We start from the raw sequence: 26,706 nt of genomic DNA, 5'->3' as shown, positions 1-26,706 counted from the left end.
AAAGCTGATGTAATCGAGTTCCCTAGTACTGCGTTCGAACCGCCGGCCTTCGTGCCGGCGGTTTACGTTTGGGGGCGAGGGCACAGGCCGCCCAGCCGGAGGATTGGCCTTGGTTCCGTGTTTCTGGACAGGGTCAAGAGCTACGGCTAAAAGGCCAATCTATCTTCTGACACACGAAAGCCCATTTGCCGCCGGCCTGGCCGGCGGTTTTCGCGAAAAGGCAGTATCCATGAGTGGCGTGAACGAGATCCGGTCGACATTCCTCGACTACTTCCGCAAGGAGGGTCATGAGATCGTTGCCTCCAGCCCGCTGGTGCCGCGCAACGATCCGACGCTGATGTTCACCAACGCCGGCATGGTGCAATTCAAGAACGTGTTCACCGGCCTGGAGAAGCGGTCCTATTCGCGCGCCGCGACCGCGCAGAAGAGCGTGCGCGCCGGCGGCAAGCACAACGATCTCGACAATGTCGGCTACACCGCGCGCCATCTCACCTTTTTCGAGATGCTCGGCAATTTCTCGTTCGGCGATTATTTCAAGGAGCGCGCGATCGAGCTTGCCTGGAACCTGATCACCAAGGAATTCGGCCTGCCGAAGGACAAGCTTCTGGTCACCGTCTATCACACAGACGACGAGGCGGCCGGCTATTGGAAGAAGATCGCCGGCTTCTCGGACGATCGCATCATCCGCATTCCGACCTCTGACAATTTCTGGGCGATGGGCGACACCGGTCCCTGTGGTCCGTGCTCGGAGATATTCATCGATCGCGGCGAGCATATCTGGGGCGGTCCGCCCGGCAGCCCGGAAGAGGACGGCGACCGGTTCCTCGAATTCTGGAACCTGGTGTTCATGCAATATGAGCAGGTGACGAAAGACGAGCGCATCGACCTGCCGCGCCCGTCGATCGACACCGGCATGGGCCTGGAGCGCATGGCTTCGATCCTTCAGGGAGTGGAGAGCGTCTTTGAGACCGACCTGTTCCGGCATTTGATCGATGCGGCATGCTCGGCGCTCGGGCACGGTCACAACCAGGAGAATGCAGCATCGTTCCGCGTGATCGCGGATCATTTGCGCTCGTCATCCTTCCTGGTGGCCGACGGCGTGCTGCCCTCCAATGAAGGCCGCGGCTATGTGCTGCGTCGCATCATGCGTCGTGCCATGCGCCATGCGCAACTGCTCGGCGCCAAGGAGCCCCTGATGTGGAAGCTGGTGCCGGCGCTGGTACGCGAGATGGGCCAGGCCTATCCGGAACTGGTGCGTGGCGAAGCGCTGATCACCGAGACGCTGAAGCTCGAGGAGACGCGCTTCCGCAAGACGCTGGTCCGCGGTCTCGGCCTGCTTTCGGAGGCGACGGAACAGCTACACGCCGGCGACATGCTGGATGGCGAGACGGCCTTCAAGCTCTACGACACCTATGGCTTCCCGCTCGACCTGACGCAGGATGCGCTGCGCCAACGCGACATCTCGGTCGATCTTGCCGGCTTCACCGCTGCGATGGAGCGGCAGAAGGCGGAAGCGCGCGCGCACTGGGCGGGGTCGGGCGAAGCGGCGACCGAGACGGTCTGGTTCCCGGTGCGCGAGCAGACCGGCGCCACCGATTTCCTCGGTTACGAGACGGAAGAGGCGGAAGGCCTGATCCAGGCCCTGGTCAAGGATGGCAAGATCGTCGACAGCGCGGGGCAGGGCGACGCGGTTGCGGTCGTCGTCAACCAGACGCCGTTCTATGGCGAATCCGGTGGTCAGATGGGCGATAGCGGCATGATTTCCGGCGACGGCTTCTCGATCGAGGTCACCGACACGCAGAAGAAGGCCGACGGGCTTTTCGTGCATTTGGGCAAGGTGACGCGCGGTACGATCAAGACCGGCGCTGCCGTGGAGCTAAAGGTCGATCACGCGCGCCGTTCGAAGCTGCGCGCCAATCACTCCGCGACGCATCTCATCCACGAGGCGCTGCGTGAGGTGCTGGGCACCCATGTCGCGCAGAAGGGTTCGCTGGTCGCGCCTGATCGCCTCCGCTTCGACATCTCCCACAACAAGCCGATCTCGGCCGAGGAGCTCGAGGATGTCGAGCGCATGGCCAACGAGATCGTCGTGCAGAACAGCCCGGTGACGACGCGGCTGATGTCGGTGGACGATGCCATTGCCGAGGGCGCGATGGCGCTGTTCGGCGAGAAATACGGCGACGAGGTGCGCGTCGTTTCGATGGGCACCGGCCTGCACGGCGCCAAGGCCAACCGTCCCTATTCGGTCGAGCTCTGCGGCGGCACGCATGTCAGGTCGACCGGCGATATCGGCCTTGTGCGCATCCTGTCGGACAGCGCGGTCGCCGCCGGCGTGCGCCGCATCGAGGCGCTGACCGGCGAGGCGGCGCGCAAGCATCTCGACGAGCAGGACAAGCGCCTGAAGGCAGCCGCGGCGACCTTGAGGATCTCGCCGGCCGACGTTCCGGCGCGTGTCGAGACTTTGCTCGAGGAGCGCAAGAAACTCGAGAAAGAGCTCACCGAGGCGCGCAAGAAACTGGCCCTTGGCGGCGGCGCGGCCGTTGCCGATGCTCCGGCCACCAACGAGACGGTTGCGGGTGTCGGCTTCCTCGGCAAAGCGGTCAGCGGTGTCGCGCCGAAGGACCTGAAGCCGCTTGCGGATGCCGGCAAGAAGACGCTGGGCTCCGGCGTGGTCGTCTTTATCGGCGCCGGCGAGGACAACAAGGCGAGCGTGGTGGTCGGCGTCACCGACGACTTGACCGGCCGCTTCAGCGCTGTCGATCTCGTCCGTGTTGCGTCCGCCGCGCTTGGCGGGCAGGGCGGCGGCGGGCGTCCCGATATGGCGCAAGCCGGCGGCCCCGACGCCTCCAAGGCGGACGACGCCATCGCGGCGGTAAAGGCGGCGCTCGAAGCCGCTTAGTGTTCCTGTGTCAGGAAGGCTTTGCCGCTTTCAGGGCGCGCGCCATTCTGACAGAGTCGCCCCAGGTGGACAGCCAGATGAGGCAATCCGTGGCGACGGCGATCGCCGCGCGCAGGAGGAGAAGCAGCGGGCCTGGTGCCAGCAGATGCTCCTCGGCGTGACGCAGATGGGCCAGCTCTTCCTCGCGGATCGACAGGATGATGGCGTGCAGTCCGGGATCGCGCCCGGCTAGATAGTAGAGCTGGTCGTCAAGATGGCGGTGCACGGTCGCTTCGACAGCGGCGGTGCATGCCCAGATGCCTTGTGGGCCGAGCAGGGCGGTGAGAAAGCCCAACAGCCAGCCGCCCCAGCTCCAGAACTGCATGACGCGACATGGACGCGAGTTTCGCATTGGCATGGCGGCACGGAAGGCGGCGCAATGCTGGCGCTCGTGTCCAAGCATCTCCGACAAAGACGGCACGCAATCGCGCCAAAAGTGCCGGGCGACAAAGATTTGCGCTGAATAGATCCTGATCGCTCCAAACTCGCCTGCGTGGTTGACCCGGACTATCCTGGCTGTGGTCAGCGCTTCGCGACCGGAAAGCTCATGCATTGGAGAAGCTTGCCCGCCTGACGATGCGATCCCACCGGTCCTGCAAGTCTGGAAAGCGGGCAAGCAGCTTTCGCCCTTCGGCGACCTTGAGGAAATAGCCGATAATTGACGCCCTTTCGGCCGTGAAGATGTCGAGAGGGACGAGCTCGTAGTCGACGCCCTTTTGATTGAGCGCCATTCGCGCGATGCGGACATAGACGCTGTAATGGGCGCCGTAGAGAAGAGGCTTTGCCACTTCATTCCTCTTTGGCTTGGCTGTCCCGTATCCAGACGCGCAGGGTGCCGGTGGTCTGAAAGCCGCAGTCCAGTGCGTCATCCAGCCCGCCGCCGCGTTCATACCCGACCAGCGCGCGACTTTCAGCAAACGTATTGGCTGCGGCTTGCACAGCATCTCGATAGGTCGAATTGCCATCCGTGGCAAAGACATTTGACAACCCGATCACGAGCTCGGATCTATTGGCTATGCAGCCGGCGGTGAAGCCGTCGGCCGTCCGTCGGCCAAGGATGGCGATGGCAGGGTCGGCCAGAACTGCGGTCGGAAAGACACGGCCGCTGGAGGAACCTGCGCCATCCGTCCAGGCAAGTTCCCACATCTCCAAGCTGGCTGCGTCCCCAACACGTTCCCAACCGGAGGGGGTCGTCGTTGGACGCCTTAGGTCCATCCAGATCCAGCTTGCTTCGAAGAGTTGGCTGAACCCGAGCGGTCGGAGATCCAGACGGCAGAAGCAATCCTTGACCGAAAAGCTGGTGGCAAGAACAGATGTCAGTCTGGCTATTTCTGCAAGTTGGATCGGTATGGCATCGGCATCCAAAGTGGCGGCATTGGGGTAGTAAGGAGGTGCTTGCTCATCGCTGGACCAGACGGAGCGGCTCCTCCGGCCGCTTAGCCCGTGCACCTTGAAAATAGCCTGGCAGAGGTCGGCATTGTTGCCAGCGCAAAGGCGACCCCTTTCGCTGGCAACAAGGCTCGGCACTTCTTACCCCATCGCCTTCTGCAGGTTCTCGTCGATCTTGTCGAGAAAGCCGGTGGTCGACAGCCAGGGCTGGTCGGGGCCGATCAGCAGCGACAGGTCCTTGGTCATGAAGCCGCCCTCGACGGTCTGGATGCAGACCTTTTCCAGCGTCTCGGCAAAGCGCTTGAGCTCGGCATTGCCGTCGAGCTTGGCGCGGTGGGCCAAGCCACGCGTCCAGGCGAAGATCGAGGCGATCGAGTTGGTCGAGGTTTCCTCGCCCTTCTGATGCTGGCGGTAGTGGCGGGTAACGGTGCCGTGGGCGGCTTCCGCTTCCACGGTCTTGCCGTCCGGCGTCATCAGCACCGAGGTCATCAGGCCGAGCGAGCCGAAGCCCTGCGCCACGGTGTCGGATTGCACGTCGCCGTCATAATTCTTGCAGGCCCAGACATAGCCGCCCGACCATTTCAGGCTGGAGGCGACCATGTCGTCGATCAGGCGGTGCTCGTACCAAAGTTTTCTCGCCTTGAACTCGGCCTCGAATTCCTTCTCGTAGACCTCCTGGAAGATGTCCTTGAAGCGGCCGTCATAGGCTTTGAGAATCGTATTCTTGGTCGAGAGATAGACCGGGAAGTTGCGCAGCAGGCCATAGTTCAGCGAGGCGCGAGCGAATTCGCGGATCGACTCGTCGAGATTGTACATGGCCATGGCGACGCCGGCGCCCGGCGCATCGAAGACGTCATGCTCGATCACCTGGCCGTCCTCGCCGACGAATTTGATTGTCAGCTTCCCCTTGCCCGGGAAGCGGAAGTCGGTGGCGCGGTATTGGTCGCCGAAGGCGTGACGGCCGACGACGATCGGCTTGGTCCAGCCGGGCACCAGGCGCGGCACGTTCTTCATGATGATCGGCTCGCGAAAGATGGTGCCGCCGAGGATGTTGCGGATGGTGCCGTTGGGCGACTTCCACATTTTCTTCAGCTTGAATTCCTCGACGCGCTGCTCGTCGGGCGTGATCGTCGCGCATTTCACGCCGACGCCGTATTTCTTGATGGCGTTGGCCGAGTCGACGGTCACCTGGTCATTGGTGGCGTCCCGGTTCTCGATCCCTAGATCGAAATAGTCCAGCTTGATGTCGAGATAGGGGTGGATCAGCTTGTCCTTGATGAACTGCCAGATGATGCGGGTCATCTCGTCGCCGTCGAGCTCGACGACCGGGTTCGCCACCTTGATCTTCGCCATGGAAAAATGCCTCGTTGCTGGGGATCTGAACGGCCTTGCCCGTGGCTTCGGCCGAGGTTGGGCAGCGTATATCAAAGCCTTTTTGAGCGCGCAAACCGCGATCAGCCGATCGCAGACCGGTGTCGCGCTTGTGAATGCTTCATTTTCAGGCCCGGATGTGGCAGGGGACGCCGAAACGCCGCAAACCTCATGTACGGAGAGCCATGCCAGCCGCAAACGACACCGCCAAGACCGCCGGACCGGCGATCATCCTTGTCGAGCCGCAACTCGGCGAGAATATCGGCATGGTCGCGCGCGCCATGGCGAATTTCGGCCTTTCTGAGCTGCGCCTGGTCAATCCGCGCGACGGCTGGCCGAGCGAGAAGGCGCGCGCCGCCGCCAGCCGCGCCGACCACGTCATCGATGCGACAACGGTGTTCGACGACCTTGCCTCGGCAGTGGCCGACCTCAACTTCGTCTTCGCCACCACCGCCCGCGAGCGTGACGGCTTCAAGCCGGTGCGCGGTCCGGTGGATGCGGGCAGGGCGCTCCGGGCCCGCGAGCAGGCGGGGCTGCGCACCGGAATTCTGTTCGGCCGTGAACGTTTTGGCCTCTACAATGAAGAGGTTGGTCTGGCTGACGAGATCGTCACCTTTCCCGTCGATCCCGGCTTCTCCTCGCTCAACATCGCACAGGCCGTGCTTTTGATGTCCTATGAATGGATGAAATCCGGCCTTGCCGAAGAGACCGCGACCAACTTCGCCGGACCGGAGCTCGTTCCGGCGACCAAGGAACAGCTGCACAGCCTGTTCACCTATCTCGAAGGCGCTCTTGAGGCGCGCGGCTATTTCCGCCCGGAAGAGAAGAGGCCTAAGATGGTCGACAATCTGCGCGCCGTGCTGACGCGGGCGGGATTCGCTGAGCCCGAGTTGAAGGTGCTGCGCGGCATCATCTCGTCGCTCGACAGGTTCTCGCCGGCAATGCCGCGCGGCGACGGCTCACCGGGGAATGATCCGAGGCGGGCGCCGGCTACGCGCAAACGAACAACGGACAAAGAAAGTTAAAATCCGTAAGCTCCGAACCTTCAAGGTAACCGAATATTATGCGGTTTGGCTCATCGTTCTCGAAACGATGGGGCAGCAGATGTTTACGTCCAATATTGGCCGTCTGCATTTCTTCTTCTATTCGCTAGGTTTGTTCATAGCGGAAGCGGTAGCGATCGTGCTCTGCATTGCCGCAACGACCGGCTTCGCGGGATTGATCAATTCGATGCCGGGTCCGTCGCGGCAAAGCCTGGCCGGCGCCGCGCTTGTTGTGTCGCTCGTCTTCGTCGCGCTGCGCGGCAACATCGCATGGCGCCGCAGCCGCGATGCCGATGGTTCAGGCTGGATCCTCTGGTCCTATATCGTCTTTTCCGGCATCTATGGCTTGCTGCAGGCGGGCACGCTTCTGGTTATCGATTTTGGCAATCCTGAGAGCGCGCCCGGTGGCCTGAACCTGCTCGGCCTTGCCATATTCGGCCTCTGGTGCACGATCCTGTGGGCAAAGCCTGTGGCCGGCAGCAACATCGATGAGCTGACCGAGGCTTTCGACTTTGAAGGCTCGTTGCCGGCGGAGGCGCGCCCCGCGAGGGCGACAGCGAGCGTCGCTCCAGCTGCGCCACGGACTGCTGCGCAACCCGCGCGTCCGGCGCCGGCGCCGGCGCCGCAGCCGTTTGGCCGGGCGCGACCCGCCGGCTTCGGCAAGCGGGGGCTCTGAGTTGCGCAAAAGCTGCTGGCATCTGCCACTTCAAGACCATGATCGTTCAGGATAGAAGCGCGGTTGGCCAAATCTCGGGTCAGCTTCTTCCTGTAGTCGGATGACAATGAACGATCGATCAAACCAGCGTCCGATCCTGATGTTCGATTCCGGTGTCGGCGGACTGACGGTGCTGCGCGAGGCGCGCGTCCTGATGCCGGATCGGCGCTTCGTCTATGTCGCCGACGACGCGGCTTTTCCTTACGGCGCATGGGAAGAGCCGGCGCTCAAGGAGCACATACTCGCCCTGTTCGGCAAATTGCTCGACCGTCTGCAGCCGGCGATCTCAGTGATCGCCTGCAACACCGCCTCGACCCTGGTGATCGATGCGCTGCGGGAAAAATTTCCCGGTCATCTGTTTGTCGGAACGGTGCCCGCGATCAAGCCGGCGGCCGAGCGCACGCGGTCCGGCCTGGTTTCGGTGCTGGCGACCCCGGGCACGGTTAAGCGTCAGTACACGCGTGACCTGATCAGCAAATGGGCGCAGAAATGCCATGTCCGGCTCGTCGGCAGCGACAGGCTTGCCGCATTGGCCGAGATTTATATGCGCGAAGGTTTTGTCGACGAGGAAGCCGTGCGCGCCGAGATCGCGCCCTGCTTCATCGAGCACGACGGGCAGCGCACCGACATCGTCGTGCTCGCCTGCACGCATTATCCGTTCCTGGCCAACCGCATGCGCAAGACCGCTCCGTGGCCGGTCGACTGGATCGATCCGGCGGAAGCCATTGCCCGGCGCGCCATGTCGCTGCTGCAGCCTATCGGCGAACCGTCGGGCGAGACCGAGCCCGATATCGCCCTCTTCACCTCTGGTAAGGTGGATTTCGCCACGCGCAGGCTCATCCAGGGCTTTGGGCTGACCTCGCGCTAGCTGGAACTGCGATAGCGCCGCAGCGTTTCTCTTCCCACTACCGCACAGGGAGAAATCGCATGCCAGCCAAATCGCAAGCCCAACAGAAGGCAGCCGGCGCAGCCCTTTCGGCCAAGCGCGGCGAGACCAAGAAAACCGAGCTTAAGGGTGCTTCGCGCGAGATGTACGAGTCCATGAGCGAGAAGCAACTCGAGGAGTTCGCCGAGACCAAACGCAAGGGACTGCCTAGCAAGAAGTCATGAACTCCTGCCTGGCTCTCAAGTTGGTGCCTGGATAGGAAACCGCGGCATGCCATGACGTGGCGGATCTGCTTGCGGCCATGCCAGTGCCTTCGCCGGGCTGCGGCTTTCTGACGGCAGAATAGTGGAGCCGGTGCGTCGCCGATCACGAGCTTGACACCGGTTAAATCTCTGTTTAACAGGGCCACCAACACCGGGCGGCGACGTCCGGTGGTTTCTTTTGCATGGGCAAGACCTCACCGGAAGCCAGTCTGTCGGCGGTCTTGTTCGAACTGACGTGTCCCGTGGGTTTTCCGTCGCGTTGCGTGGGAAAACCCTGTCAGGCCTCGAAAACGGAGGCCAGAGGAGGGCGCGTTTCCTTCACCCGGAGCCATGGGGCCCCGGGTCATATCGTTTTGAAAGGGAATGCGATGAGCAAGCGCGAATCCGCGAAATACAAGATCGACCGCCGTCTCGGCGAAAATATCTGGGGCCGTCCGAAGTCCCCGGTCAACAAGCGCGAATACGGCCCCGGACAGCATGGCCAGCGCCGCAAGGGCAAGCTTTCCGACTTCGGCCTGCAGCTGCGCGCCAAGCAGAAGCTCAAGGGCCACTATGGCGACGTTTCGGAAAAGCAGTTCCGCAAGGTCTATGAGGAAGCCAACCGCCGCAAGGGCGACACCTCCGAGAACCTGATCGGCCTGCTCGAGTCGCGTCTCGACGCGATCGTCTATCGCGCCAAGTTCGTGCCGACCATCTTCGCGGCCCGCCAGTTCGTCAACCACGGCCACGTCAACGTCAACGGCAAGCGCACCAATATCGGTTCGTACCGCTGCAAGCCGGGCGACGTCATCGAGGTGCGCGAGAAGTCGAAGCAGCTCGTCATCGTGCTGGAATCGGTAGGCTTGGCCGAGCGTGACGTGCCGGACTATATCGAGGCCGACCACAACAAGATGACCGCGACCTACAACCGCGTTCCCGGCCTGGCGGATGTTCCGTTCGCCGTCCAGATGGAACCGAACCTGGTCGTCGAATTCTATTCGCGCTGATCCGACCAATCGGCGACACCCATCCAAGGCCGCCCTCGAGGCGGCCTTTTCTTTGTTTGTCGCGTCGGCCAGGGCGGCAATTCCACCCTGGTCATTTTTTTAGCCGCAATTCCGCGACGGCTAGTGATTCCACTTGGCTGCAAAATGCTCTAAGCGAAGCGGCAACAGAACCGTGGGCACCTGCGCCATGAATATGCTGCCAAACGTCAAATCGCTTGAGCCGATCGCCGACGAGCCGGACGGCGGATTCCATCCGCTGTTCCGCGACGTGCCATCCTCGGTCGAGTTCAACAAGCTGCGCAAGCGGCTGCTGCGGCTCACGCGCCAGGCGATCGAAGACTTCGCCATGGTGAAACCCGGCGAGCGCTGGCTGGTGGCGCTCTCCGGCGGCAAGGATTCTTATGGCCTGCTTGCCTTGCTGCTCGATCTCAAATGGCGCGGGCTGCTGCCGGTCGAGCTGCTTGCCTGCAATCTCGACCAAGGTCAGCCGAATTTCCCGAAGCACATCCTGCCGGACTATCTCGGCGCCAACGGCATTGCGCATCGCATCGAGTACCAGGACACCTATTCGGTGGTCACCGACAAGCTGCCCGAAGGCAGCACCTATTGCTCGCTCTGCTCGCGGCTGAGGCGCGGCCATCTCTATCGCATCGCGCGTGAGGAGGGTTGCACCGCGCTGGTGCTAGGCCACCACCGTGAGGACATCCTCGAAACCTTCTTCATGAACCTCTTCCATGGCGGGCGTCTCGCCGCCATGCCGCCGAAGCTTCTTAATGACGAGGGCGACGTCATGGTTCTGCGCCCGCTCGCCTATTGCGCCGAGGCCGATCTCGAGAAATTTGCCACTGCAATGAAATTCCCGATCATCCCGTGCGATCTCTGCGGCAGCCAGGAAGGGCTGCAGCGCAACGCCATGAAGGCGATGCTCGACGATATCGAGAAGCGCATGCCTGGCCGCAAGGACACGATGATCCGCGCGATGACCAATGTGCGGCCCTCGCATCTGCTCGACCGAAAACTGTTCGACTTCGCCGCGCTCGATGCGCGCCTTACCATGGGAAAAGACATTTCCAATGACGTTTGACATGCAAGCGATCGACTGGCTGGCCGAGCTTCTAGCCGACGCAGCCAAGGCCGAAATCATGCCGCGCTTCCGCCGATTGGGCGAGGGCGACGTTCGCCAGAAGACTTCGGCCGCCGATCTGGTGACGGAGGCGGACGTCAACGCCGAAAGGCTGATCACTGCCAGGCTGCGCGAGCGTTACCCTTCAGCGATGATCCTCGGCGAGGAGGCCTGTTCCGACAATCCGGCCTTGCTCAAAGGGCTCGGCGATGCCGAACTCGCCTTCGTCATCGATCCGGTCGACGGCACCTTCAACTTCGCCTCCGGCGTGCCGCTGTTCGGCGTCATGCTGGGCGTCGTGGTCAACGGCGAGACGGTTGCCGGCATCATCCACGATCCGGTCGGCAACGACTGGCTGATCGGCGCCAAGGGGGCGGGCAGCCATATCCGCCACGCACATGGCGCGCTGGAGAGGGTGCGGGTTGCCGAGCCGGTGCCGATCGCCGAGATGACCGGCGCGATCTCGTGGCAGTATCTGAAGGAACCGGAGCGCTCGCGGCTCGCCCGCAACCACACAAAGGCGCTGTCGCAGTTCGGCTATCGTTGCGCCGCGCACGAATACCGGCTGCTGGCGAGCGGCCATGCGCATTTCGTCGTCTACAACAAGCTGATGCCGTGGGACCATCTGGCCGGCGTGCTGATCCATCAGGAGGCCGGTGGTTATGCGGCGCGGATCGACGGCGATGCCTATCTGCCGTCGCATGTCGACGGCGGGTTGTTGGTTGCGCCAGACAAGGATAGCTGGAACGAACTGCGGCGCGAGCTCTGGGCGGAATAGGATCGATTGCGCCAGCGAGGGCCAGCCGGTCGCCTGGAAGATGTCGACCTACGACCTCACGCAAATCCGGAGATGTGAATGGGCACCCGGTCCGCGATGGTCGCTCTGGCTCTCGCCATCGCCGTGACGATCACGGGTGCTGACGAAGCAGCGGCACGGGAGCGCGCCTGCGGCAGTCGCGATCCCGTAAACTCCATGGCGGAAATGTCGGCTGCCATTTACGCCTGCTGGCGGCCGCCCCGCGGAACTGCCGGCCTGTCCTTGACCCTGCGGTTCTCGCTCCGCCGAGACGGAACGCTCATTGGCAAGCCGCGCGCGACCTTCTCCGTACTCGGATCGAACGATGCATTGAACAGAGCCTTCGTTGCCTCAGTCCTCGAGGCTCTCGATAAGGCCCTGCCGTTACCCTTTACCGAGAGCATGGGCGAGGCGATCGCAGGGCGCATACTTTCGCCCCGCTTCACGGTTGCGCTTGAACGAAAATCCTGAGCGGGTGGCCGTAGGCGAGGGTTTCACACCGGCGGATTGTGGGGCTGGAACAGCCTTCCGCGCTCGGCGATCAGGATCATCAGCAGGGCGGCGAGGGAAACGCTGCAGAAGCCGGCGGCCAATGGCGTGACCGTGCCGTTATAGGCCTGGCCTATCAGCGTTCCGAGCAGGCCGCCGAGAAAGGTCTGCATGAAGCCGAGGATGGAGGACGCCGTGCCGGCAAGCTCGCCGAGCGGCTCCATCGCAAGCGCGTTGAAATTCGCGCCGAGACAGCCAAATGGAACCATCGCGCCGGCAAAGAAGGCGATGAACAGCCAGAGCGGCATCTCGATCTCGAGCGAGACGACGAGCCAGACCAGGCTGATGGCGAGGAAGAGCAGCAGCGCGCTCTGCGACAGGCGCCGCATGCCGACCTTGCCGACGAGCCGCGCGTTGAGGAAGTTCGAGAAGGCGAGCACGCCCGCGACGCCGGCGAAGATCAGCGGAAACAGCTCGCCGACATGGAAGACTTCGAGATAGATCTGCTGCGCGGAATTGATGAAGCCGAACATGGCGCCGAAGATGAAGGTGCTGGCAAAGGCATAGCAAAGCGCGATGCGGTTGGTGAGCACGATGCGGAAGCCGCCGACGACGGCGTTGACGGTTAAGGGCCGCCGGTATTCCGGATGCAGCGTCTCCGGCAAGCGCAACAGCGACCATGCCGACACGATGAGCGCGCCGACGGCCATGGTGACGAAGATCCAGTGCCAGGTGGCGAAAAGCATGATGAACTGGCCGATGCCGGGCGCGACGACCGGTATCGCCATGAACACCATGAAGATCAGAGACATGACCTCGGCCATGCGGCGGCCCTCGAAGGTGTCGCGCACGATGGAGACAGCGATGACGCGGGTGGCCGCCGCGCCGATGCCTTGCACGACACGGCAGGCGAGCAGGGTGGCAAAGGTCGGAGCAACAGCAGCGGCCGCTACCGCCGCCACATAGATGATCAGGCCGGCGACCAGCGGCGCACGGCGGCCGAAACGATCGGAAACCGGACCGAAGAAGAGCTGACCGGTGCCGAAGCCAAGGATGTAGGCTGTGATCACATACTGGCGGTGGTTTTCATTCTCGACGCCGAGCGAGGCGCCGATCTGCTGCAGTGCCGGCAGCATGATGTCGATGGCGAGCGAATTGAGCGCCATCAGCGCCGCGCAGAGCGCAATGAATTCCCAGCGCGGAATGGGCAAGCTTTTTGCCGACTGCTGCGCTAGTGCCTGATTGTCCACGGCAAAATCCGATCAATCAAACGAACACGCGCCGGTCGACCGGCGCATCAATTCGTCTCGTTCTCGAGTTCGAAAGCCAAAGTGCCGAGGTGGGGCGGCCCCGGATGTCATCGCGCAGCCGGCTGGGCCGGCCAGCGCGAGCTCAAATCAGGCGGCGCCTTTGACGCTGACGCCTTTTTCGACCAGGAAATCCTGCAGCTCGCCGGCCTGGAACATCTCGCGCACGATGTCGCAACCGCCGACGAACTCGCCCTTGACGTAGAGCTGCGGAATGGTCGGCCAGTTGGAATAGTCCTTGATGCCCTGGCGCAGCTCGGCCGAGGTCAGCACGTTCACGCCTTTGTAGTCGACCCCGACATAGTCGAGGATCTGCACCACCTGGCCGGAGAACCCGCACTGCGGGAAGCCGGGGGTGCCCTTCATGAAGAGCACGACGTCGTTGCTCTTCACTTCGCTGTCGATGTAGTCGTTGATGCCGCTCATGGGGGAATCCTTTCACGCCTGTGGGAGTCAGGCTCGAAGCATGTCCATCAAATAAACCCATAGGTTGGCTGAAACAAGACGTTAGCCGCGACGCACCCGAAATGGCGCAAAGCTTTGGTCCGCCATTGGGCCAAATCCGCCAGCCGGAACTCTTCCCACAAGCGGGCCGGCAGGCCGGTTCTCTTGTCCCGGTGCCGCTGACGGTTTCCCAGGTGCGCACGCGCCAGAATTATAGCTATAGCTAAATCTTGAAGCATGCGCTATCCTTGCCAGTGCCTTGGAGGAACGCGGATATGCGCGAAACGAAATCGCTGCTGGAACAAAAGCTCGATCGAAGGCTGCTTCTGGCCGGTGGCCTGGCGGCCGGCGGTACGGCGGTGATGGCGACCGCGGCGCGCGGGCAGACCGACCACGCCGGTCACGGAACGCCAGGGGCGGCCGAACCGCAGCCGGCGCACCTGTCCGCGCATGGGGCGATGATCACCGTCGGCGAGGTCGAGGATAGCCGCAACGGATTCGATCCGGTGAAGCTGCTGAGCCACTGGGAGACCGGGACGGTGTCGACGCTGCCGGACGGGCGGACACTGCGCAGCTTCGAGGTCACGGCCGAGGACAAGGAGATCGAGATCGCGCCCGGCATCCTGTTCCCCGCCTGGACCTACAATGGCCGCGTGCCGGGGCCGACGCTGCGGGCCACCGAAGGCGATCGCTTGAAGATCGTCTTCCGCAACAACGGCTCGCATCCGCATTCCATGCATTTCCACGGCATTCACGCAGCACGGATGGACGGCGTTCCGGGCGCCGGTTTGATCGGGCCGGGCGAGGAGTTCGTGTACGAGTTCGACGCCAGGCCGTTCGGCTGCCACCTCTATCATTGCCATGCGCTGCCGCTGAAGCGGCACATCCAGAAAGGTATGTACGGCGCCTTCATCATCGATCCCGATCCCGCCAGGCATCCGGAGCACGAGGCGGTCGCCCGCTCGCGCCTGCTCGGCACGCCGGAGAATGCCGGCTGGCAGGAATTCGTAATGGTGATGAACGCCTTCGACACCAATTTCGACAACGAGAACGAGGTCTATGCCGTCAACACCGTCGCCCATGCCTACGCGAAGAATCCGATACGGGTGCTGAAGGACAAGCCTGTCCGGATCTATCTCGTGAACGTGGTCGAGTTCGACCCGATCAACTCCTTCCATCTGCATGCCAATTTCTTCGACTACTACAATCAGGGCACGACGCTGACGCCGACACTCAGGACCGTCGATCTGATCACCCAGTGCCAGGCCGAGCGCGGTATCCTCGAGTTCCATTTCAGGGAGCACGAGCCAGGCCTCTACATGTTCCATCCCCACCAGTCGGAGTTTACCGAACTCGGCTGGTCGGGCATGTTCGACGTCGTGGAGGCCTTGTCGTGACCGATGTCAGTAGCACCTCCCGGGATACACAGGCCGGTCGGCCGCGCTGGCTCTCTCTGCTCTGGATAGTACTGCCGCTCGCCGTACTCGGGCTCGCGGTTGCGTGGATGGTCTCTTCCGACCCGTTGGCCAGCTTTCGCAACGGCGCGCCGCCGGTCGAGAACCTGACCTTCGAGCGGACAATTATCGGAAACGACGGCATTCGAATCCTCGTGCGGGCCGGTGGGTCGGAACCGATGACGATCGCACAGGTCCAGGTCGACGACGCTTACTGGCAGTTCACGCAGGATCCGCCGGGGCCGATCCCGCGCGGCGCAACGGCATGGATCAGCCTGCCATACCCCTGGGTGCTGGGGGAGGCGCATGCGATCAATGTCGTAACCAGTACCGGGACAACATTCGGGCACGATATCGCCGTCGCCGTACCCACACCGACGCGCAGTTCACCTAGCTTTGCCGCGCAAGCGGTGCTGGGCGGCTTTGTCGGCATCCTGCCCGTGGCGATCGGCCTGATGTTCTATCCGGCACTACGCGGGGTCGGGCGGAACGGCATGGACTTTCTCCTGTCGATGACCGTCGGTCTGCTCGCCTTCCTTTTCGTCGACACGCTCGAGGACGCGTTCGAACTGGCCGGCGAAGCAGCCGCCCTGTTCCAGGGGTCGACCATGATCGTACTCGCAGCCACCGCCAGTTTCCTTCTGCTCATGGCGGCAGGCCGGCGCAGCGGGACACCGACCGGGCTGGCGCTTGCCACCTTCATCGCACTCGGCATCGGCCTGCACAATCTCGGCGAAGGGCTGGCGATCGGCGCCGCCTTCGTCTCGGGCGCAGCCGGGCTCGGCACGTTCCTGGTGCTTGGCTTCACCTTGCACAACATCACCGAAGGCATCGCCATCGCCGCCCCGATCCTGAAGCAGCGACCGCCGCTCAGGACGTTCGCCATGTTGACGCTGCTCGCGGGAGGTCCAGCCGTCGTCGGCCTATGGATCGGCAGCCTCGCCTATGCGCCACAATGGTCGGCGCTGGCGCTGGCGATCGGCGCCGGAGCGATCCTGCAAGTGATCGTCGAGATGGTTTCGCTGCAGCTTCGCCAGCGCCCCGATGGCTCGCGCGCCTTGCTCGCACCGGCTGCGATGGCCGGGCTGACAGCCGGGGTCGGCTTCATGTACCTCACGGCGATGCTGGTAAAGATCTGAACAACCGCGGCGTCAACACTCAGTCCGGAACGCTGGTCTGCAGGGCGAGCGCATGCAGCACGCCGCCCATATTGCCTTTCAGCGCGTCATAGACCATCTGGTGCTGCTGGACGCGGCTTTTGCCGCGGAAGCTCTCGGCCACCACTTCGGCAGCGTAGTGGTCGCCGTCACCAGCCAGATCGCGAATTGTCACCTTGGCGTCCGGAATGCCTTCCTTGATCAGTCGTTCGATGTCGTGCGCATCCATTGCCATGGCAGAAATCCTGTTTTCGAGCGGGCGCAGCCCGTGCGATGAGAGTCGGGGATAAGCGTAGAGCCTTTCCGGTCCGGATTGAAGCGGTTCCATCCGTGACCGAGGCTTCACGGGACATTCCGATCCGGCTGAGCCGCGTCGCCGGCGGACACATCCTCGCGCGTCGAGTAGGCGCGACCGAGGCTGAAGGTCAGCACGTAGAGCGGCACGTTTATCGCGATACCGACCATCGGCAAGTAGCTCGTCCACTGCCAGACCGGGGAGAAAAACGGCCGGCCGTAGCCATCGCACATAAGCGAAGAACCATACGCCCAAAGCGCTCCGATGGCGGTTGCAATGGCGAAGAGCTTGACGCAAGTGACGATATGCCTTGCCCGAGCCGGCTCCGGCAAAAGGCGCTGCCACAGCACCAGGCACAAAACAGGAATGGCGTAGACGAGGTCCTGAGCGGCCAGCAACGGGATTGCGCCGTTCGCCGCAGCAAGGAACTCGGCTCGCGTTTCGAGCCTTGGACAGACCTCGCTCGAGGTCGTCGACAGCAGCAGAAAGACGAACGGGCCGAGGAACCAGAAAAAGAACAGCGACGGCCAGAAAACCGCTGCAAGCAGCGCCCGGACCGCCAGCCTGGTCAAATGGCCTGATCCATGAAGCGCGGGAACCAGCCCTCATGGGCGGCGGTCAATTCGCTGACCGGAACGGCACGCGCCTCGCCGAGCTTCAGCATGTCGCCACCGGTCGTGCCGATCCACGGCGCGAAGATGCCGAGCTTGCCCTGCTCCGCGCGGATCCTGTCCCATTCGCCGCTTTGCGGGTCGATCGACAAGGTCAGGAGATAACGTCCTTGGTCCTCGCCGAACCAGACCGGGATCGGATCGGTCCCGGTGAGACCGGGAATGGTGGCGCCGATGCCGGATGCCATCGCCATTTCGGCCAGCGCCACGGCAAGGCCGCCGTCGGAGACATCGTGCGCGGCAGTCACGATGCCGGAAGCGATCAGCGCGCGCACATGGTCGCCGACGCGCTTTTCATGTTCGAGGTCGACGGGCGGCGGCGAACCGTCGGCGCGGCCGTGGATGTCGCGCATATAGACCGATTGGCCGAGATGGCTGCCCCATGTCGGCGGCGCGCCGACCAGCACGATCATCTGGCCCTCGGCGGCAAAGCCGACGCGGGCCATCTTCGACCAATCTGCGATCAGCCCGACGCCGCCGATGGTCGGCGTCGGCAGGATGCCGCGGCCATTGGTTTCGTTGTAGAGCGAGACATTGCCGGAGACGATCGGGAAGCCGAGCGCGCGACAGGCGTCGCCGATACCCTTAACCGCTCCGACAAACTGGCCCATGATCTCCGGCCGCTCCGGATTGCCGAAATTAAGATTGTCGGTGGCGGCAAGCGGCAGGGCGCCCGTTGCCGTCAGGTTGCGCCAGCATTCGGCGACGGCCTGCTTGCCGCCCTCATACGGGTCGGCCTCGCAATAGCGCGGCGTGACGTCGGAAGAGAAGGCGAGCGCCTTGGTTGGATGGCCTTCGACGCGCACCACGCCGGCATCGCCGCCTGGGAGCTGCAGCGAATTGCCCTGGATCAGCGTGTCATACTGCTCCCACACCCAGCGGCGCGAAGAGAGGTCCGGTCCGCCCAGCATCGTGAGCAACGCGTCAGCGACGTCGGCCTTGGGCGCGTCGTTCGCTGCAAGCGACGCCGGCTTCTTCGTTTCGACCCAGGGGCGATCATATTCCGGCGCCTGGTCGCCCAGTTCCTTGATCGGCAGGTTGGCGACCTCGTCGCCATGGTGCAGCACGCGGAAGCGCAGGTCGTCGGTGGTCTTGCCGACGATGGCGAAGTCGAGGCCCCATTTGCGGAAGATCGCCTCGGCTTCCTCCTCTTTCTCGGGGCGCAGCACCATCAACATGCGCTCCTGGCTTTCCGACAGCATCATCTCGTAGGCGCTCATGCGCTCCTCGCGCACCGGCACCTTGTCGAGGTCGAGCTCGATGCCGAGATCGCCCTTGGCGCCCATCTCGACCGCCGAGCAGGTCAGGCCGGCGGCGCCCATGTCCTGGATGGCGATGACCGCGCCCGACGCCATCAGCTCGAGGCAGGCCTCCAGCAGGCACTTTTCGGTGAAGGGGTCGCCAACCTGTACGGTCGGCCGCTTCTCCTCGATCTTGTCGTCGAACTCGGCCGAGGCCATGGTGGCGCCGCCGACGCCGTCGCGCCCGGTCTTGGCGCCGAGATAGACGACCGGCAGGCCGACGCCCTTGGCCTGCGACAGAAAGATGGCGTTGGTTTTGGCGAGGCCGGCCGCGAAGGCGTTGACCAAGATGTTGCCGTTGTAGCGGGCGTCGAAATTGACCTCGCCGCCGACGGTCGGCACGCCGAACGAATTGCCGTAGCCGCCGACACCGGAAACGACTCCAGCAACCAGGTGCCGGGTCTTGGGATGGTCAGGCGCGCCGAAGCGCAATGCGTTCATCGCCGCAACCGGTCGCGCGCCCATGGTGAAGACATCGCGCAGGATGCCGCCGACGCCGGTCGCGGCTCCCTGATAGGGCTCGATATAGGAGGGGTGGTTGTGGCTCTCCATCTTGAAGACGACGCAGTCGCCGTCGCCAATGTCGACTACGCCGGCATTCTCGCCCGGCCCCTGGATAACCCGCGGGCCGCTGGTGGGCAGCGTGCGCAGCCATTTCTTGGAAGACTTGTAGGAGCAGTGCTCGTTCCACATCGCTGAGAAGATGCCGAGCTCGGTGAAGCTCGGCTCGCGGCCAACCAGATCGAGGATGCGCTGGTATTCGTCGGGCTTCAGCCCATGCGCGGCGACGAGCTCGGGGGTGATCGGCACGGAATTGGATATGGTCATGAGCGGCGATTGGTATCCGTGGGAGAGGGGGCTTTTCTGAGTCTCCTCTTATCGCAAGCTTTCGAGCGATACACCCCCAAAGCACGACGAAAACGCCGCAAAACCGCTGCGCCGGCACCGGCCGGTAGCGCGAGGCGCTTGGGAAAGGACTGGTCAGGAAAAACTGTCGTAGCCGGCGCGGCCCTCGTCGAGCAGGCGGCGGATGACCGCGACGCCACCGGCGACGTCCTTACTTTGCCGGGGTTGCGAAACACCGAAGCGGACGCCGTGGAAGACTTGCTCGGAACGACCGGCCTTGAACTCGTCCTCGTCGTCGATGAGCAAGCCCTGCGCCAGGCAGGCATTCTTGAAGGTGCCTGAGAGCCAAGGATCCGGCAAGGTGAGCCAGACGAAGGGCACATTGTCCCGCGCCTTGAAGTCAAAGCCAGCCAGCGTCTCGCGCACGACATGGAGACGAGCTTGGATCTCGGCAATGCAGCGCTTGCGGATATCGCTGGCCTGGCCCGACATCACCAGCCTTGTTCCGACCTCCGCCAGCAGAAAGGGCAGCCCGCCGGTCATCATCTTGTGCGCCACGCGGATGCGGTGGCGGTAGGCGGGCGGGCAGGACAGCCAGCCGCCGCGCACGCCGGCCGCGACCGACTTCGACAGGCCGCCGGCTACGATCGTGCGCTCAGGGGCGTATTCGGCGAGCAGTGGCGTCGGATCGTCGGTCAATTCGCCATAAAGATCATCCTCGATCAGGACGACATTGTACTCGCGCGCTATACGCGCGATCGCCTGGCGCCGCTCCGCCGACAGCGTAACCAGCGTCGGGTTCTTCGCCGTCGGCATCACGAACATCATCTTCGGGTGTTTCTGCGCGCAGACGCGTTCGAAATCGTCGGGATCGAGACCTTCATCGTCCGCCGAGACCAGCGCGGTACGGCGCCCGATCAGACCGGCGCTGCGCGAGATCTGCGAATAGGTGAGATGCTCGAAGACGATCGTGTCGCCAGGCGTGGTGAGCGCCGCGATCGCCGCCATCACCGCCGCATGGGTGCCAAGCGTCGGCACGATCGAATCGGGCGAGGGGTGAAAGGAATTGCGCTTGAGCCAAAGGCCGCCGGCCTCGAACCAGCGATCCGGGAAATCCCTGGTATAGCTTGAAATGTCGTGGGGGTGCTCCTCCGCCGTCCGCGCCAGCAGTTCGGCAATCAATGCGCCTTGTCCGACATCGGGGGCGGCGGTGCTGTCGAAGCGCAGCTTGCCGCTCGGCGCATCGACGAGCCGCGTTCCGAGCGCGGCGGGCTGCAGCTCGGGCTTGGGGCTCTCCGCGCGTTGCGCGAGCACATAGGTGCCGCGCCCGACCTCCCCACTCACCAGCCCGCGCTCGCGCAGCAACTGATAGGCCCGGCCGACCGTGCCGACCGTAGTGCCAATGTCGTAGGCGAGGTCGCGCTGCGGCGGCAGTTTTGCACCCGCATCGATGACGCCCTTGTCGATATCTGACTCAATGCTGTCAGCAAGGCGCTGATAGAGAGGGCCGGAACCGGAAGCGAGGTCTGGGAGCCAATTTGTCATGGTGACAATTTTTTATATTGCATCGCGAGACGAGTCAATTGATATGAGAACGCAGGTAACTAGAGTACAATCGATAGAATTGGTTGATCGCAAGATGAATACAATTGATACATTCCGTTATGACAGCGCCGGGTTGCACGGCCGCCCGTCGGGGCGCCGCGGGTTCGTTGACCGGGTCATATTCGTGCTTCGTGCCATCGCCAGGCAAATCGACCGAATGCTGGAACGCCGTCGCGGACGCCTTGCGCTCTTGGAGATGACCGACGAGCAGCTCAAGGACATCGGCATTTCGCGCTGCGACGCCCATCGCGAAGGTATCAGGCCGTTCTGGGACTAAGCGCGTCGCGACGCCCTTGATTGTTGCGATGCATGTCAAATCGCTGCGCGGTTTGGGCATACATCGACCGCGAACAGGGCTTCGATGGTATGTTGATTGACGAGCGCGAAAAGCCGACCGTCAATCCTGCATTTGCAGGAAGTGGGCTACGGCCGAGTCACGCGGCAGCGGCGCAGGATGAATTGCCGGCGTGCCAGCGCGCGATGTCGGAGCCTATGCGCGCGCCCAGCGGTTCGGCCATCAACGGCCCGAACACGTCCACTTTGCGGGAATTGCCTTGTGCTTGCACGACCAGCAGCGGCTTGCCGCCATAGTGCTTGGCGGGCACCAGCAGGAAGCGCGGCGTGCCGCTGTAGGAGTTGAGCTCGTTGGCCATCTGATAGGGCTTGAAGGCCGGGTCCTTGCTGGCGATCCAGCACTTGTGAGCGGCGATGGCGACCTGCTCCATGGCAAGCAGGGAAGCGCTCTTGCCAGAGGGGGGCGGCGTGGTCTTCGAGCCGGACTGGCAAGAGGCGAGCGCAAATCCGGCGGCGGCCAGGAGAGCAAGGCGAGTAATCGTCAGTCTCATGGTCAGGCCGCCCCGTTCGTCTGAAAGAATGGTCTGAAGGAATCGTCTGAAAGGATCAAGCGGCGATGCCAAGCGCGCCTTCGAACAGCGCCCGGCCGTCGCTGCCGCCGTGTGCCGCCTCGATCAGGTTCTCCGGGTGCGGCATCAGACCGAGCACATTGCCCCTCTCGCTGACGATGCCGGCGATGTCGTTGATCGAGCCGTTGGGATTGGTGCCTTCGGCATAGCGGAACACCACCTGGCCTTCGCCTTCGAGGCGCGCCAGCGTTTCGGCGTCGGCGAAATAGTTGCCGTCGTGATGCGCGACCGGTGAGCGAATGATCTGGCCGGGCTGATAGCCGCGGGTGAACATCGTGTTGGCGTTGGCGATCTCGAGCTTCACGTGCCGGCAGACGAATTTCAGCGAGGCGTTGCGCATCAGGGCGCCGGGGAGCAGCCCCGCCTCGACCAGGATCTGGAAGCCGTTGCAGACGCCGATCACCATCACGCCCTTGGCCGCCTTTTCGGCCACTGCCCGCATCACCGGCATGCGCGCGGCGATCGCCCCGCAGCGCAGATAGTCGCCGAAGGAAAAGCCGCCGGGAATGGCGATCAGGTCGACGTCCGGGATTTCGGTATCGGTCTGCCAGACGGTCGCCGGCGCCTGACCGGAAATCTTGGTCAGAGCCGCGATCATGTCGCGGTCACGGTTGAGACCGGGGAGGAGTACGACGGCTGATTTCATTGCAGTTCCCGTTCGCTGATCTGATGCAGATACCGGGGTGGGACGTGATTGGTCAACCAGACGCCATTGTCGGATAGAAAGAAAGTCATTCCATCCCCAGTCATGGCTGCCGAGTCGATGCGCAGGATAGCATCCTTTCCCTTGCGGCGGCGCGCCACGATCCGGGCCGTTCCGATATCCTTCGATAGATGCACATGCTGGCGCGATTGGCTGGTCAGGCCTTCGCGCAGGATCGCGGGAAGATACTCTTCCTTGGTGCCATGATAGAGCAGCGCGGGCGGAGCGTTGGGCGCAAGTCCGAGATCGATGTCGAGGCTGTGACCCTGGACGGCGCGAATGCGATTACCGTCGATTGCGAACCGCTTCTTCGGATTTTCCGTAACGATGCGCTCGACATCGGCCGCCGAGGCGCCGAACTTCTGCGCAATGACCGCGCAGAGCGCGGCGAGATCGGCCCAGCCGCTGTCATCGAGGGCGAGCCCTGCCTCCTGCGGCGCATGCCGCAGAACGAGGCTCATGAACTTCGAGATTTGGATATCGTTCGGCATGCTGAAGATAGTCCCACATGCCACCAAAGTTCAAAAGGCCTTTGAGCTTCGGCGAGTTCGCGAAGTTCCAAGCTTTTCTATACGATCGAGCCGATCATCCTGGCGCGCCAAAATCCCATAAATATTATGGATGTCGCTTTGCGTAGCCACCAAATGACCCCGTATCACATTCAACTCGCGCTTCGTCTCGGAGACATCCTGGCGAAGCTCACCAGTTCATGGTGCACACACTTCAAGAGCCCGAACATCAGCTCATTCGTGGCTTCCGGCATAACGCCTCCGGCACAACCTCAGGTAATAGCCACACTATAATTCTCAATCACCGTGTTCGCCAGAAGCTTGTCGCACATGGCCTTGAGGTCGGCTTCGGCCTTGGCTTTGTCGGTTCCGGTAAGCTCGATGTCGAAGACCTTGCCCTGCCGCACCTGGCCGACGCCATCGAAGCCCAGCCCTGAGAGCGCGTGCTCGATCGCCTTGCCCTGCGGGTCGAGAACTCCGTTCTTGAGGGTGACGGTGACGCGGGCTTTCATCGATACTCCTGAGTGATCGGTAGTGCGGAGGGCGGGCACGCCGTTTCCGGCAGGCCCGCGCTGGAAGTCAGTGCTTCGTGCTCTTCGAGGGCTCGGAAGAGGCAACGAGCACCGGGCCAGTCGGGCGCGGCGGCTCGTTCTCGTTCATGATGCCGAGGCGGCGGGCAACTTCCTGGTAGGCCTCGACCAGCCCGCCCATGTCGCGGCGAAAGCGGTCCTTGTCGAGCTTGTCCTGAGTGGCGACGTCCCACAGCCGGCAGGAATCCGGCGAGATCTCGTCGGCGACGACGATGCGCATCATGTCGCCCTCGAACAGGCGCCCGCACTCGATCTTGAAGTCGACAAGCTGGATGCCGACGCCCAGGAACAGGCCGGAGAGGAAGTCATTGACGCGGATAGCCAGTGCCATGATGTCATCGATCTCCTGCGGGCTGGCCCAGCCGAAGGCGGTGATGTGCTCTTCCGACACCATCGGGTCGTCCAGCGCATCGGCCTTGTAGTAGAATTCGATGATCGAGCGCGGCAGAACCGTGCCTTCCTCGATGCCCAGGCGCTTTGCCAGCGAGCCGGCGGCGACGTTGCGCACCACCACCTCGAGCGGGATGATCTCGACTTCCTTGATCAGCTGCTCGCGCATGTTCAGCCGGCGGATGAAATGGGTCGGGATGCCCATACGATTGAGGTGATTGAAAATGTGCTCGGAGATGCGGTTGTTGAGCACGCCCTTGCCGTCGACCACCTCATGTTTCTTCTTGTTGAAGGCGGTGGCGTCATCCTTGAAGAACTGGATCAGCGTCCCGGGCTCAGGTCCTTCATAGAGGATCTTGGCCTTGCCTTCGTAAATGCGGCGGCGATTTTTCATCTGATTTTTTCTCTGGATTGGCGGGCAGGCGGCAAGCGACCAGTTCCTGTCCGTCTGCCTAAATTAGTTGTGGCGACGGGTGCGTTCAATGCCGGTGTCTATAGCAATCGTAATGTTTGCTCAATCGGCAAATCCAGCCGATCAACCGCTTTCGGAACCGAAATGCCGCAGCGCAGCATGGGACGTTGCATATTGACCGGCCCGCGACCTTTTGGTTTGTGCTGGGTAAGCACACATATTCATAGCCAAGCGAATCGATTTGATCGGAGGGACGCATGAGCAGCATGAAAGACCGCGAAGAGGGCTTCGAGCGCAAATTCGTCTTCGACGAGGAGCTCCGCTTCAAGGCCTCGGCGCGCCGCAACAGAGCGCTCGGCCTGTGGGCCGCCGAAAAGCTGGGCAAGAGCGGAGCCGATGCCGAGGCCTATGCCAAAGCGGTAGTCGTCTCCGACATCGAGGAGGCTGGCGACCATGACGTCTTCCGCAAAATCCGCGAGGACTTCGACGCCGCGGGCGTCAACCAGTCGGACCATCAGATCCGCCGCACCATGGACGAGCTGATGGCGCAGGCGATCGAGCAGGTCAAGAACACGTAAAAATCGTTGGACCAATCGACCGCCCGGCTCAGCCGGGCGGTTTTCTTAGCCTTGCCGCCGTTTCCGGCTGAGACTGCGGATCGTTACCAAGGAAGTTCCGATGTCGCTCAAGTCCCGCCTGGCCGCCGACGAAACGCTGTTCACCGCCTGGTCCGGCGTGCCGGACGCGCTGACGGTAGAGATCATCGCCAAGCAGGGCTTTGATGCCGTTACCCTCGACATGCAGCATGGCGGCCACCACGAGGACAGCGTTCTGCGCGGCCTGGTGCCGGTGCTTGCCGCCAACAAGCCGGCGCTGGTGCGCATCCCGGTCGGGCGCTTCGACATGGCGAGCCGGGCGCTCGATTTCGGCGCAGAGGCGGTGATCGCGCCGATGGTCAATTCCGTGGACGACGCCAGGCAGTTCGCCGCAGCGATGAAGTATCCGCCGATGGGCGAGCGTTCTTGGGGCCCGACCTATGCCTTCCCGCGCCATGGGAAGGGCGACCATGCCGAGTGGCTGCGCGACTCGAACCAGCGCACCATGGCCTTTGCCATGGTCGAGACGCGTGCGGCGTTCGAGGCGCTGGACGGCATCCTCGAGACGCCCGGCATCGATGGCATCTTCGTCGGGCCGTCGGATTTCTCGATCGCTTGGTCGAAGGGCACCACCGTCAATTCGACGCTGGAAAGCATGATGGAGACGGTCGCCTCGATCGCCGAGCGGACGCGCAAGGCAGGCAAGCACGCCGCGATCTATGTCATCGAGCCGGCCATTGCCGGCCGCGTCGTGTCGATGGGCTATCGGCTGCTCGCCATGGGTTCTGACCACACGCTGATCTCGCTCGGAGCCAGGACGCTGCTCAAGAGCATGCGGGATTCGATCGGCGCCTGAGGCGTTTCAAGGCTCCTTCAGTTCCGTGAGGAACTTGGCGAAGGTCATCGATCCCTCCGGCCAGGGGCCGAAGCCCGCGTCCTGGTTGAGATGGCCGGCGTCGCCGGCGTCGATGAACAGCGAACCCCAGGCGGCGGCGATGTCCTCGGCAACCTCAAAGGCGCAGAACGGGTCGTTGCGGCTGGCGATCACGATCGACGGAAAGGGCAGGGGATCGCGCGAATAGGGCCCGAAGGTCATCAGGTGCCTCGGCCTGATCTCCGGATTGGCGACATCAGGGGGCGCCACGAAGAAGGCGCCCGCGACCGGCTTCTGGAATTGCGGGATCGCCTGCACCGCCGCCGCCACACCCAGCGAATGCGCGACGATGACCACCGGCCGCTCGGCCTCGTTGACAGCTTTCGCTACACTTGCCGTCCAGTCCTCGCGCACGGGTTTCGTCCACTCGGCCTGTTCGACCCTGCGTGCCGTCGACAATTTCGACTGCCAGCGGGTCTGCCAATGCTCGGGACCGGAGTTGGTGTAGCCGGGTATGATGAGGATATCCGCGTCCTTGACTTTCATGGCGCCGATGTAGCGAGCGCCCCTGTCTGATGCAACCGGCCGGTGGAATGCAGTGGCATCACAAGGGTGAACAACGTGTTCGAT

29 protein-coding genes and 1 pseudogene are annotated in these 26,706 nt (G+C 63.1%); 14 read left to right on the top strand and 16 right to left on the bottom strand.

What is annotated here, in order from left to right:
- Positions 1 to 229 precede the first annotated feature (229 nt).
- The gene (gene alaS / locus CK222_RS15025; RefSeq protein WP_095800851.1) at positions 230 to 2,899 is read left to right on the top strand and encodes an alanine--tRNA ligase; all 2,670 of its coding nucleotides are present in this window, start codon (positions 230 to 232) and stop codon (positions 2,897 to 2,899) included.
- Between the two features lie 10 nt (positions 2,900 to 2,909).
- On the opposite strand, the gene CK222_RS15020 is transcribed toward alaS, so the two are convergent.
- The 4 genes and pseudogenes from CK222_RS15020 to CK222_RS15005 all read right to left on the bottom strand — a co-directional run bounded on the left by CK222_RS15020 (position 2,910) and on the right by CK222_RS15005 (position 5,680).
- The gene (locus tag CK222_RS15020) at positions 2,910 to 3,491 is read right to left on the bottom strand and encodes a demethoxyubiquinone hydroxylase family protein (RefSeq protein WP_095800850.1); all 582 of its coding nucleotides are present in this window, start codon (positions 3,489 to 3,491) and stop codon (positions 2,910 to 2,912) included.
- Positions 3,492 to 3,609: 118 nt separating this feature from the next.
- Positions 3,610 to 3,726 (bottom strand): annotated as a pseudogene (locus tag CK222_RS33535) (glutathione S-transferase N-terminal domain-containing protein); the annotation flags it as partial.
- A 1-nt stretch (position 3,727) separates the two neighbouring features.
- Complete coding sequence (locus tag CK222_RS31635; protein ID WP_141247066.1) at positions 3,728 to 4,465, bottom strand: hypothetical protein; 738 nt, start codon at positions 4,463 to 4,465, stop codon at positions 3,728 to 3,730.
- A gap of 3 nt (positions 4,466 to 4,468) precedes the next feature.
- Complete coding sequence (locus tag CK222_RS15005; RefSeq protein ID WP_095800849.1) at positions 4,469 to 5,680, bottom strand: NADP-dependent isocitrate dehydrogenase; 1,212 nt, start codon at positions 5,678 to 5,680, stop codon at positions 4,469 to 4,471.
- Positions 5,681 to 5,883: 203 nt separating this feature from the next.
- On the opposite strand from CK222_RS15005, the gene CK222_RS15000 reads away from it, so the two are divergent.
- The 8 genes from CK222_RS15000 (at position 5,884) to CK222_RS14965 (ending at position 11,981) form a co-directional block, all read left to right on the top strand.
- On the top strand, positions 5,884 to 6,723 hold the full coding sequence (locus CK222_RS15000; RefSeq protein ID WP_095800848.1) for an RNA methyltransferase: 840 nt from the start codon (positions 5,884 to 5,886) through the stop codon (positions 6,721 to 6,723).
- A gap of 79 nt (positions 6,724 to 6,802) precedes the next feature.
- Positions 6,803 to 7,417 (top strand): DUF805 domain-containing protein, encoded by a 615-nt coding sequence (locus CK222_RS32285; RefSeq protein WP_176477641.1) that lies wholly within the window; start codon positions 6,803 to 6,805, stop codon positions 7,415 to 7,417.
- A 106-nt stretch (positions 7,418 to 7,523) separates the two neighbouring features.
- Entirely contained in the window at positions 7,524 to 8,324 is an 801-nt protein-coding gene (murI, locus tag CK222_RS14990; RefSeq protein ID WP_067328310.1) for a glutamate racemase, read from the top strand.
- A 59-nt stretch (positions 8,325 to 8,383) separates the two neighbouring features.
- Positions 8,384 to 8,566: a DUF3008 family protein gene (locus CK222_RS14985; RefSeq protein WP_066995133.1), complete on the top strand. Its 183-nt coding sequence runs from the start codon at positions 8,384 to 8,386 to the stop codon at positions 8,564 to 8,566.
- Between the two features lie 407 nt (positions 8,567 to 8,973).
- The gene (rpsD, locus tag CK222_RS14980) at positions 8,974 to 9,591 is read left to right on the top strand and encodes a 30S ribosomal protein S4 (protein ID WP_066995136.1); all 618 of its coding nucleotides are present in this window, start codon (positions 8,974 to 8,976) and stop codon (positions 9,589 to 9,591) included.
- A gap of 193 nt (positions 9,592 to 9,784) precedes the next feature.
- A complete protein-coding gene (gene ttcA, locus CK222_RS14975; protein ID WP_176477648.1) occupies positions 9,785 to 10,675 on the top strand; it encodes a tRNA 2-thiocytidine(32) synthetase TtcA in 891 nt (296 codons plus the stop codon).
- Positions 10,665 to 11,492, top strand: coding sequence for an inositol monophosphatase family protein (locus tag CK222_RS14970; protein WP_067328312.1), 828 nt, complete (start codon positions 10,665 to 10,667; stop codon positions 11,490 to 11,492). Before ttcA ends, CK222_RS14970 begins: the two co-directional genes overlap by 11 nt.
- 78 nt (positions 11,493 to 11,570) lie before the next feature.
- A complete protein-coding gene (locus tag CK222_RS14965; RefSeq protein ID WP_067328314.1) occupies positions 11,571 to 11,981 on the top strand; it encodes a hypothetical protein in 411 nt (136 codons plus the stop codon).
- Between the two features lie 23 nt (positions 11,982 to 12,004).
- Here the strand turns inward: CK222_RS14965 and CK222_RS14960 are convergent, their stop codons facing one another.
- Together CK222_RS14960 and grxD are read right to left on the bottom strand one after the other, a co-directional pair.
- The gene (locus CK222_RS14960; protein ID WP_066995308.1) at positions 12,005 to 13,204 is read right to left on the bottom strand and encodes a multidrug effflux MFS transporter; all 1,200 of its coding nucleotides are present in this window, start codon (positions 13,202 to 13,204) and stop codon (positions 12,005 to 12,007) included.
- Between the two features lie 192 nt (positions 13,205 to 13,396).
- Entirely contained in the window at positions 13,397 to 13,732 is a 336-nt protein-coding gene (gene grxD / locus CK222_RS14955) for a Grx4 family monothiol glutaredoxin (RefSeq protein WP_066995148.1), read from the bottom strand.
- Between the two features lie 293 nt (positions 13,733 to 14,025).
- Here grxD and CK222_RS14945 point away from each other — a divergent pair, with 293 nt between their 5' ends.
- Together CK222_RS14945 and CK222_RS14940 are read left to right on the top strand one after the other, a co-directional pair.
- Complete coding sequence (locus tag CK222_RS14945) at positions 14,026 to 15,147, top strand: multicopper oxidase domain-containing protein (protein ID WP_095800846.1); 1,122 nt, start codon at positions 14,026 to 14,028, stop codon at positions 15,145 to 15,147.
- Positions 15,144 to 16,343: a ZIP family metal transporter gene (locus CK222_RS14940; protein ID WP_066995154.1), complete on the top strand. Its 1,200-nt coding sequence runs from the start codon at positions 15,144 to 15,146 to the stop codon at positions 16,341 to 16,343. The genes CK222_RS14945 and CK222_RS14940 overlap by 4 nt, the downstream gene beginning before the upstream one ends.
- Positions 16,344 to 16,362: 19 nt before the next feature.
- Here CK222_RS14940 and CK222_RS14935 read toward each other — a convergent pair whose 3' ends face one another.
- The 4 genes from CK222_RS14935 to CK222_RS14920 form a co-directional block, all read right to left on the bottom strand.
- The gene (locus CK222_RS14935; RefSeq protein ID WP_023674714.1) at positions 16,363 to 16,596 is read right to left on the bottom strand and encodes a BolA family transcriptional regulator; all 234 of its coding nucleotides are present in this window, start codon (positions 16,594 to 16,596) and stop codon (positions 16,363 to 16,365) included.
- A gap of 107 nt (positions 16,597 to 16,703) precedes the next feature.
- Positions 16,704 to 17,228, bottom strand: a complete 525-nt coding sequence (locus tag CK222_RS14930) for a hypothetical protein (protein ID WP_067328318.1) — start codon at positions 17,226 to 17,228, stop codon at positions 16,704 to 16,706.
- Complete coding sequence (gene purL / locus CK222_RS14925) at positions 17,225 to 19,456, bottom strand: phosphoribosylformylglycinamidine synthase subunit PurL (RefSeq protein WP_095800845.1); 2,232 nt, start codon at positions 19,454 to 19,456, stop codon at positions 17,225 to 17,227. The genes CK222_RS14930 and purL overlap by 4 nt, the downstream gene beginning before the upstream one ends.
- 153 nt (positions 19,457 to 19,609) lie before the next feature.
- A complete protein-coding gene (locus tag CK222_RS14920; RefSeq protein ID WP_095800844.1) occupies positions 19,610 to 21,019 on the bottom strand; it encodes a PLP-dependent aminotransferase family protein in 1,410 nt (469 codons plus the stop codon).
- 94 nt (positions 21,020 to 21,113) lie between these two features.
- On the opposite strand from CK222_RS14920, the gene CK222_RS14915 reads away from it, so the two are divergent.
- Complete coding sequence (locus CK222_RS14915; RefSeq protein WP_095800889.1) at positions 21,114 to 21,356, top strand: DUF1127 domain-containing protein; 243 nt, start codon at positions 21,114 to 21,116, stop codon at positions 21,354 to 21,356.
- Positions 21,357 to 21,513: 157 nt separating this feature from the next.
- Here the strand turns inward: CK222_RS14915 and CK222_RS14910 are convergent, their stop codons facing one another.
- The 5 genes from CK222_RS14910 to purC all read right to left on the bottom strand — a co-directional run bounded on the left by CK222_RS14910 (position 21,514) and on the right by purC (position 24,588).
- A complete protein-coding gene (locus CK222_RS14910) occupies positions 21,514 to 21,924 on the bottom strand; it encodes a hypothetical protein (protein ID WP_095800843.1) in 411 nt (136 codons plus the stop codon).
- Positions 21,925 to 21,979: 55 nt separating this feature from the next.
- The gene (gene purQ, locus CK222_RS14905) at positions 21,980 to 22,648 is read right to left on the bottom strand and encodes a phosphoribosylformylglycinamidine synthase subunit PurQ (protein ID WP_095800842.1); all 669 of its coding nucleotides are present in this window, start codon (positions 22,646 to 22,648) and stop codon (positions 21,980 to 21,982) included.
- Positions 22,645 to 23,196 carry an RNA 2'-phosphotransferase gene (locus tag CK222_RS14900; RefSeq protein WP_095800841.1) on the bottom strand — a complete coding sequence of 184 codons (552 nt, stop codon included), beginning with the start codon at positions 23,194 to 23,196 and terminating at the stop codon, positions 22,645 to 22,647. The genes purQ and CK222_RS14900 overlap by 4 nt, the downstream gene beginning before the upstream one ends.
- A 290-nt stretch (positions 23,197 to 23,486) precedes the next feature.
- The gene (gene purS / locus CK222_RS14890; protein ID WP_066995172.1) at positions 23,487 to 23,726 is read right to left on the bottom strand and encodes a phosphoribosylformylglycinamidine synthase subunit PurS; all 240 of its coding nucleotides are present in this window, start codon (positions 23,724 to 23,726) and stop codon (positions 23,487 to 23,489) included.
- 67 nt (positions 23,727 to 23,793) lie between these two features.
- Positions 23,794 to 24,588 carry a phosphoribosylaminoimidazolesuccinocarboxamide synthase gene (gene purC / locus CK222_RS14885; RefSeq protein WP_040969563.1) on the bottom strand — a complete coding sequence of 265 codons (795 nt, stop codon included), beginning with the start codon at positions 24,586 to 24,588 and terminating at the stop codon, positions 23,794 to 23,796.
- A gap of 275 nt (positions 24,589 to 24,863) precedes the next feature.
- On the opposite strand from purC, the gene CK222_RS14880 reads away from it, so the two are divergent.
- Together CK222_RS14880 and CK222_RS14875 are read left to right on the top strand one after the other, a co-directional pair.
- A complete protein-coding gene (locus CK222_RS14880) occupies positions 24,864 to 25,184 on the top strand; it encodes a DUF1476 domain-containing protein (protein WP_066995175.1) in 321 nt (106 codons plus the stop codon).
- Positions 25,185 to 25,284: 100 nt separating this feature from the next.
- A complete protein-coding gene (locus CK222_RS14875) occupies positions 25,285 to 26,058 on the top strand; it encodes an HpcH/HpaI aldolase/citrate lyase family protein (protein WP_095800840.1) in 774 nt (257 codons plus the stop codon).
- A 6-nt stretch (positions 26,059 to 26,064) separates the two neighbouring features.
- Here the strand turns inward: CK222_RS14875 and CK222_RS14870 are convergent, their stop codons facing one another.
- Complete coding sequence (locus CK222_RS14870; RefSeq protein WP_067328331.1) at positions 26,065 to 26,622, bottom strand: alpha/beta hydrolase; 558 nt, start codon at positions 26,620 to 26,622, stop codon at positions 26,065 to 26,067.
- Positions 26,623 to 26,706 lie beyond the last annotated feature (84 nt).

The organism is Mesorhizobium sp. WSM3866 (assembly GCF_002294795.1).
Taxonomy (GTDB): Bacteria; Pseudomonadota; Alphaproteobacteria; order Rhizobiales; family Rhizobiaceae; genus Mesorhizobium.
The sequence above is the reverse complement of the archived record's forward strand: the minus strand, read 5'-3'. Positions and strand labels throughout refer to the sequence as shown.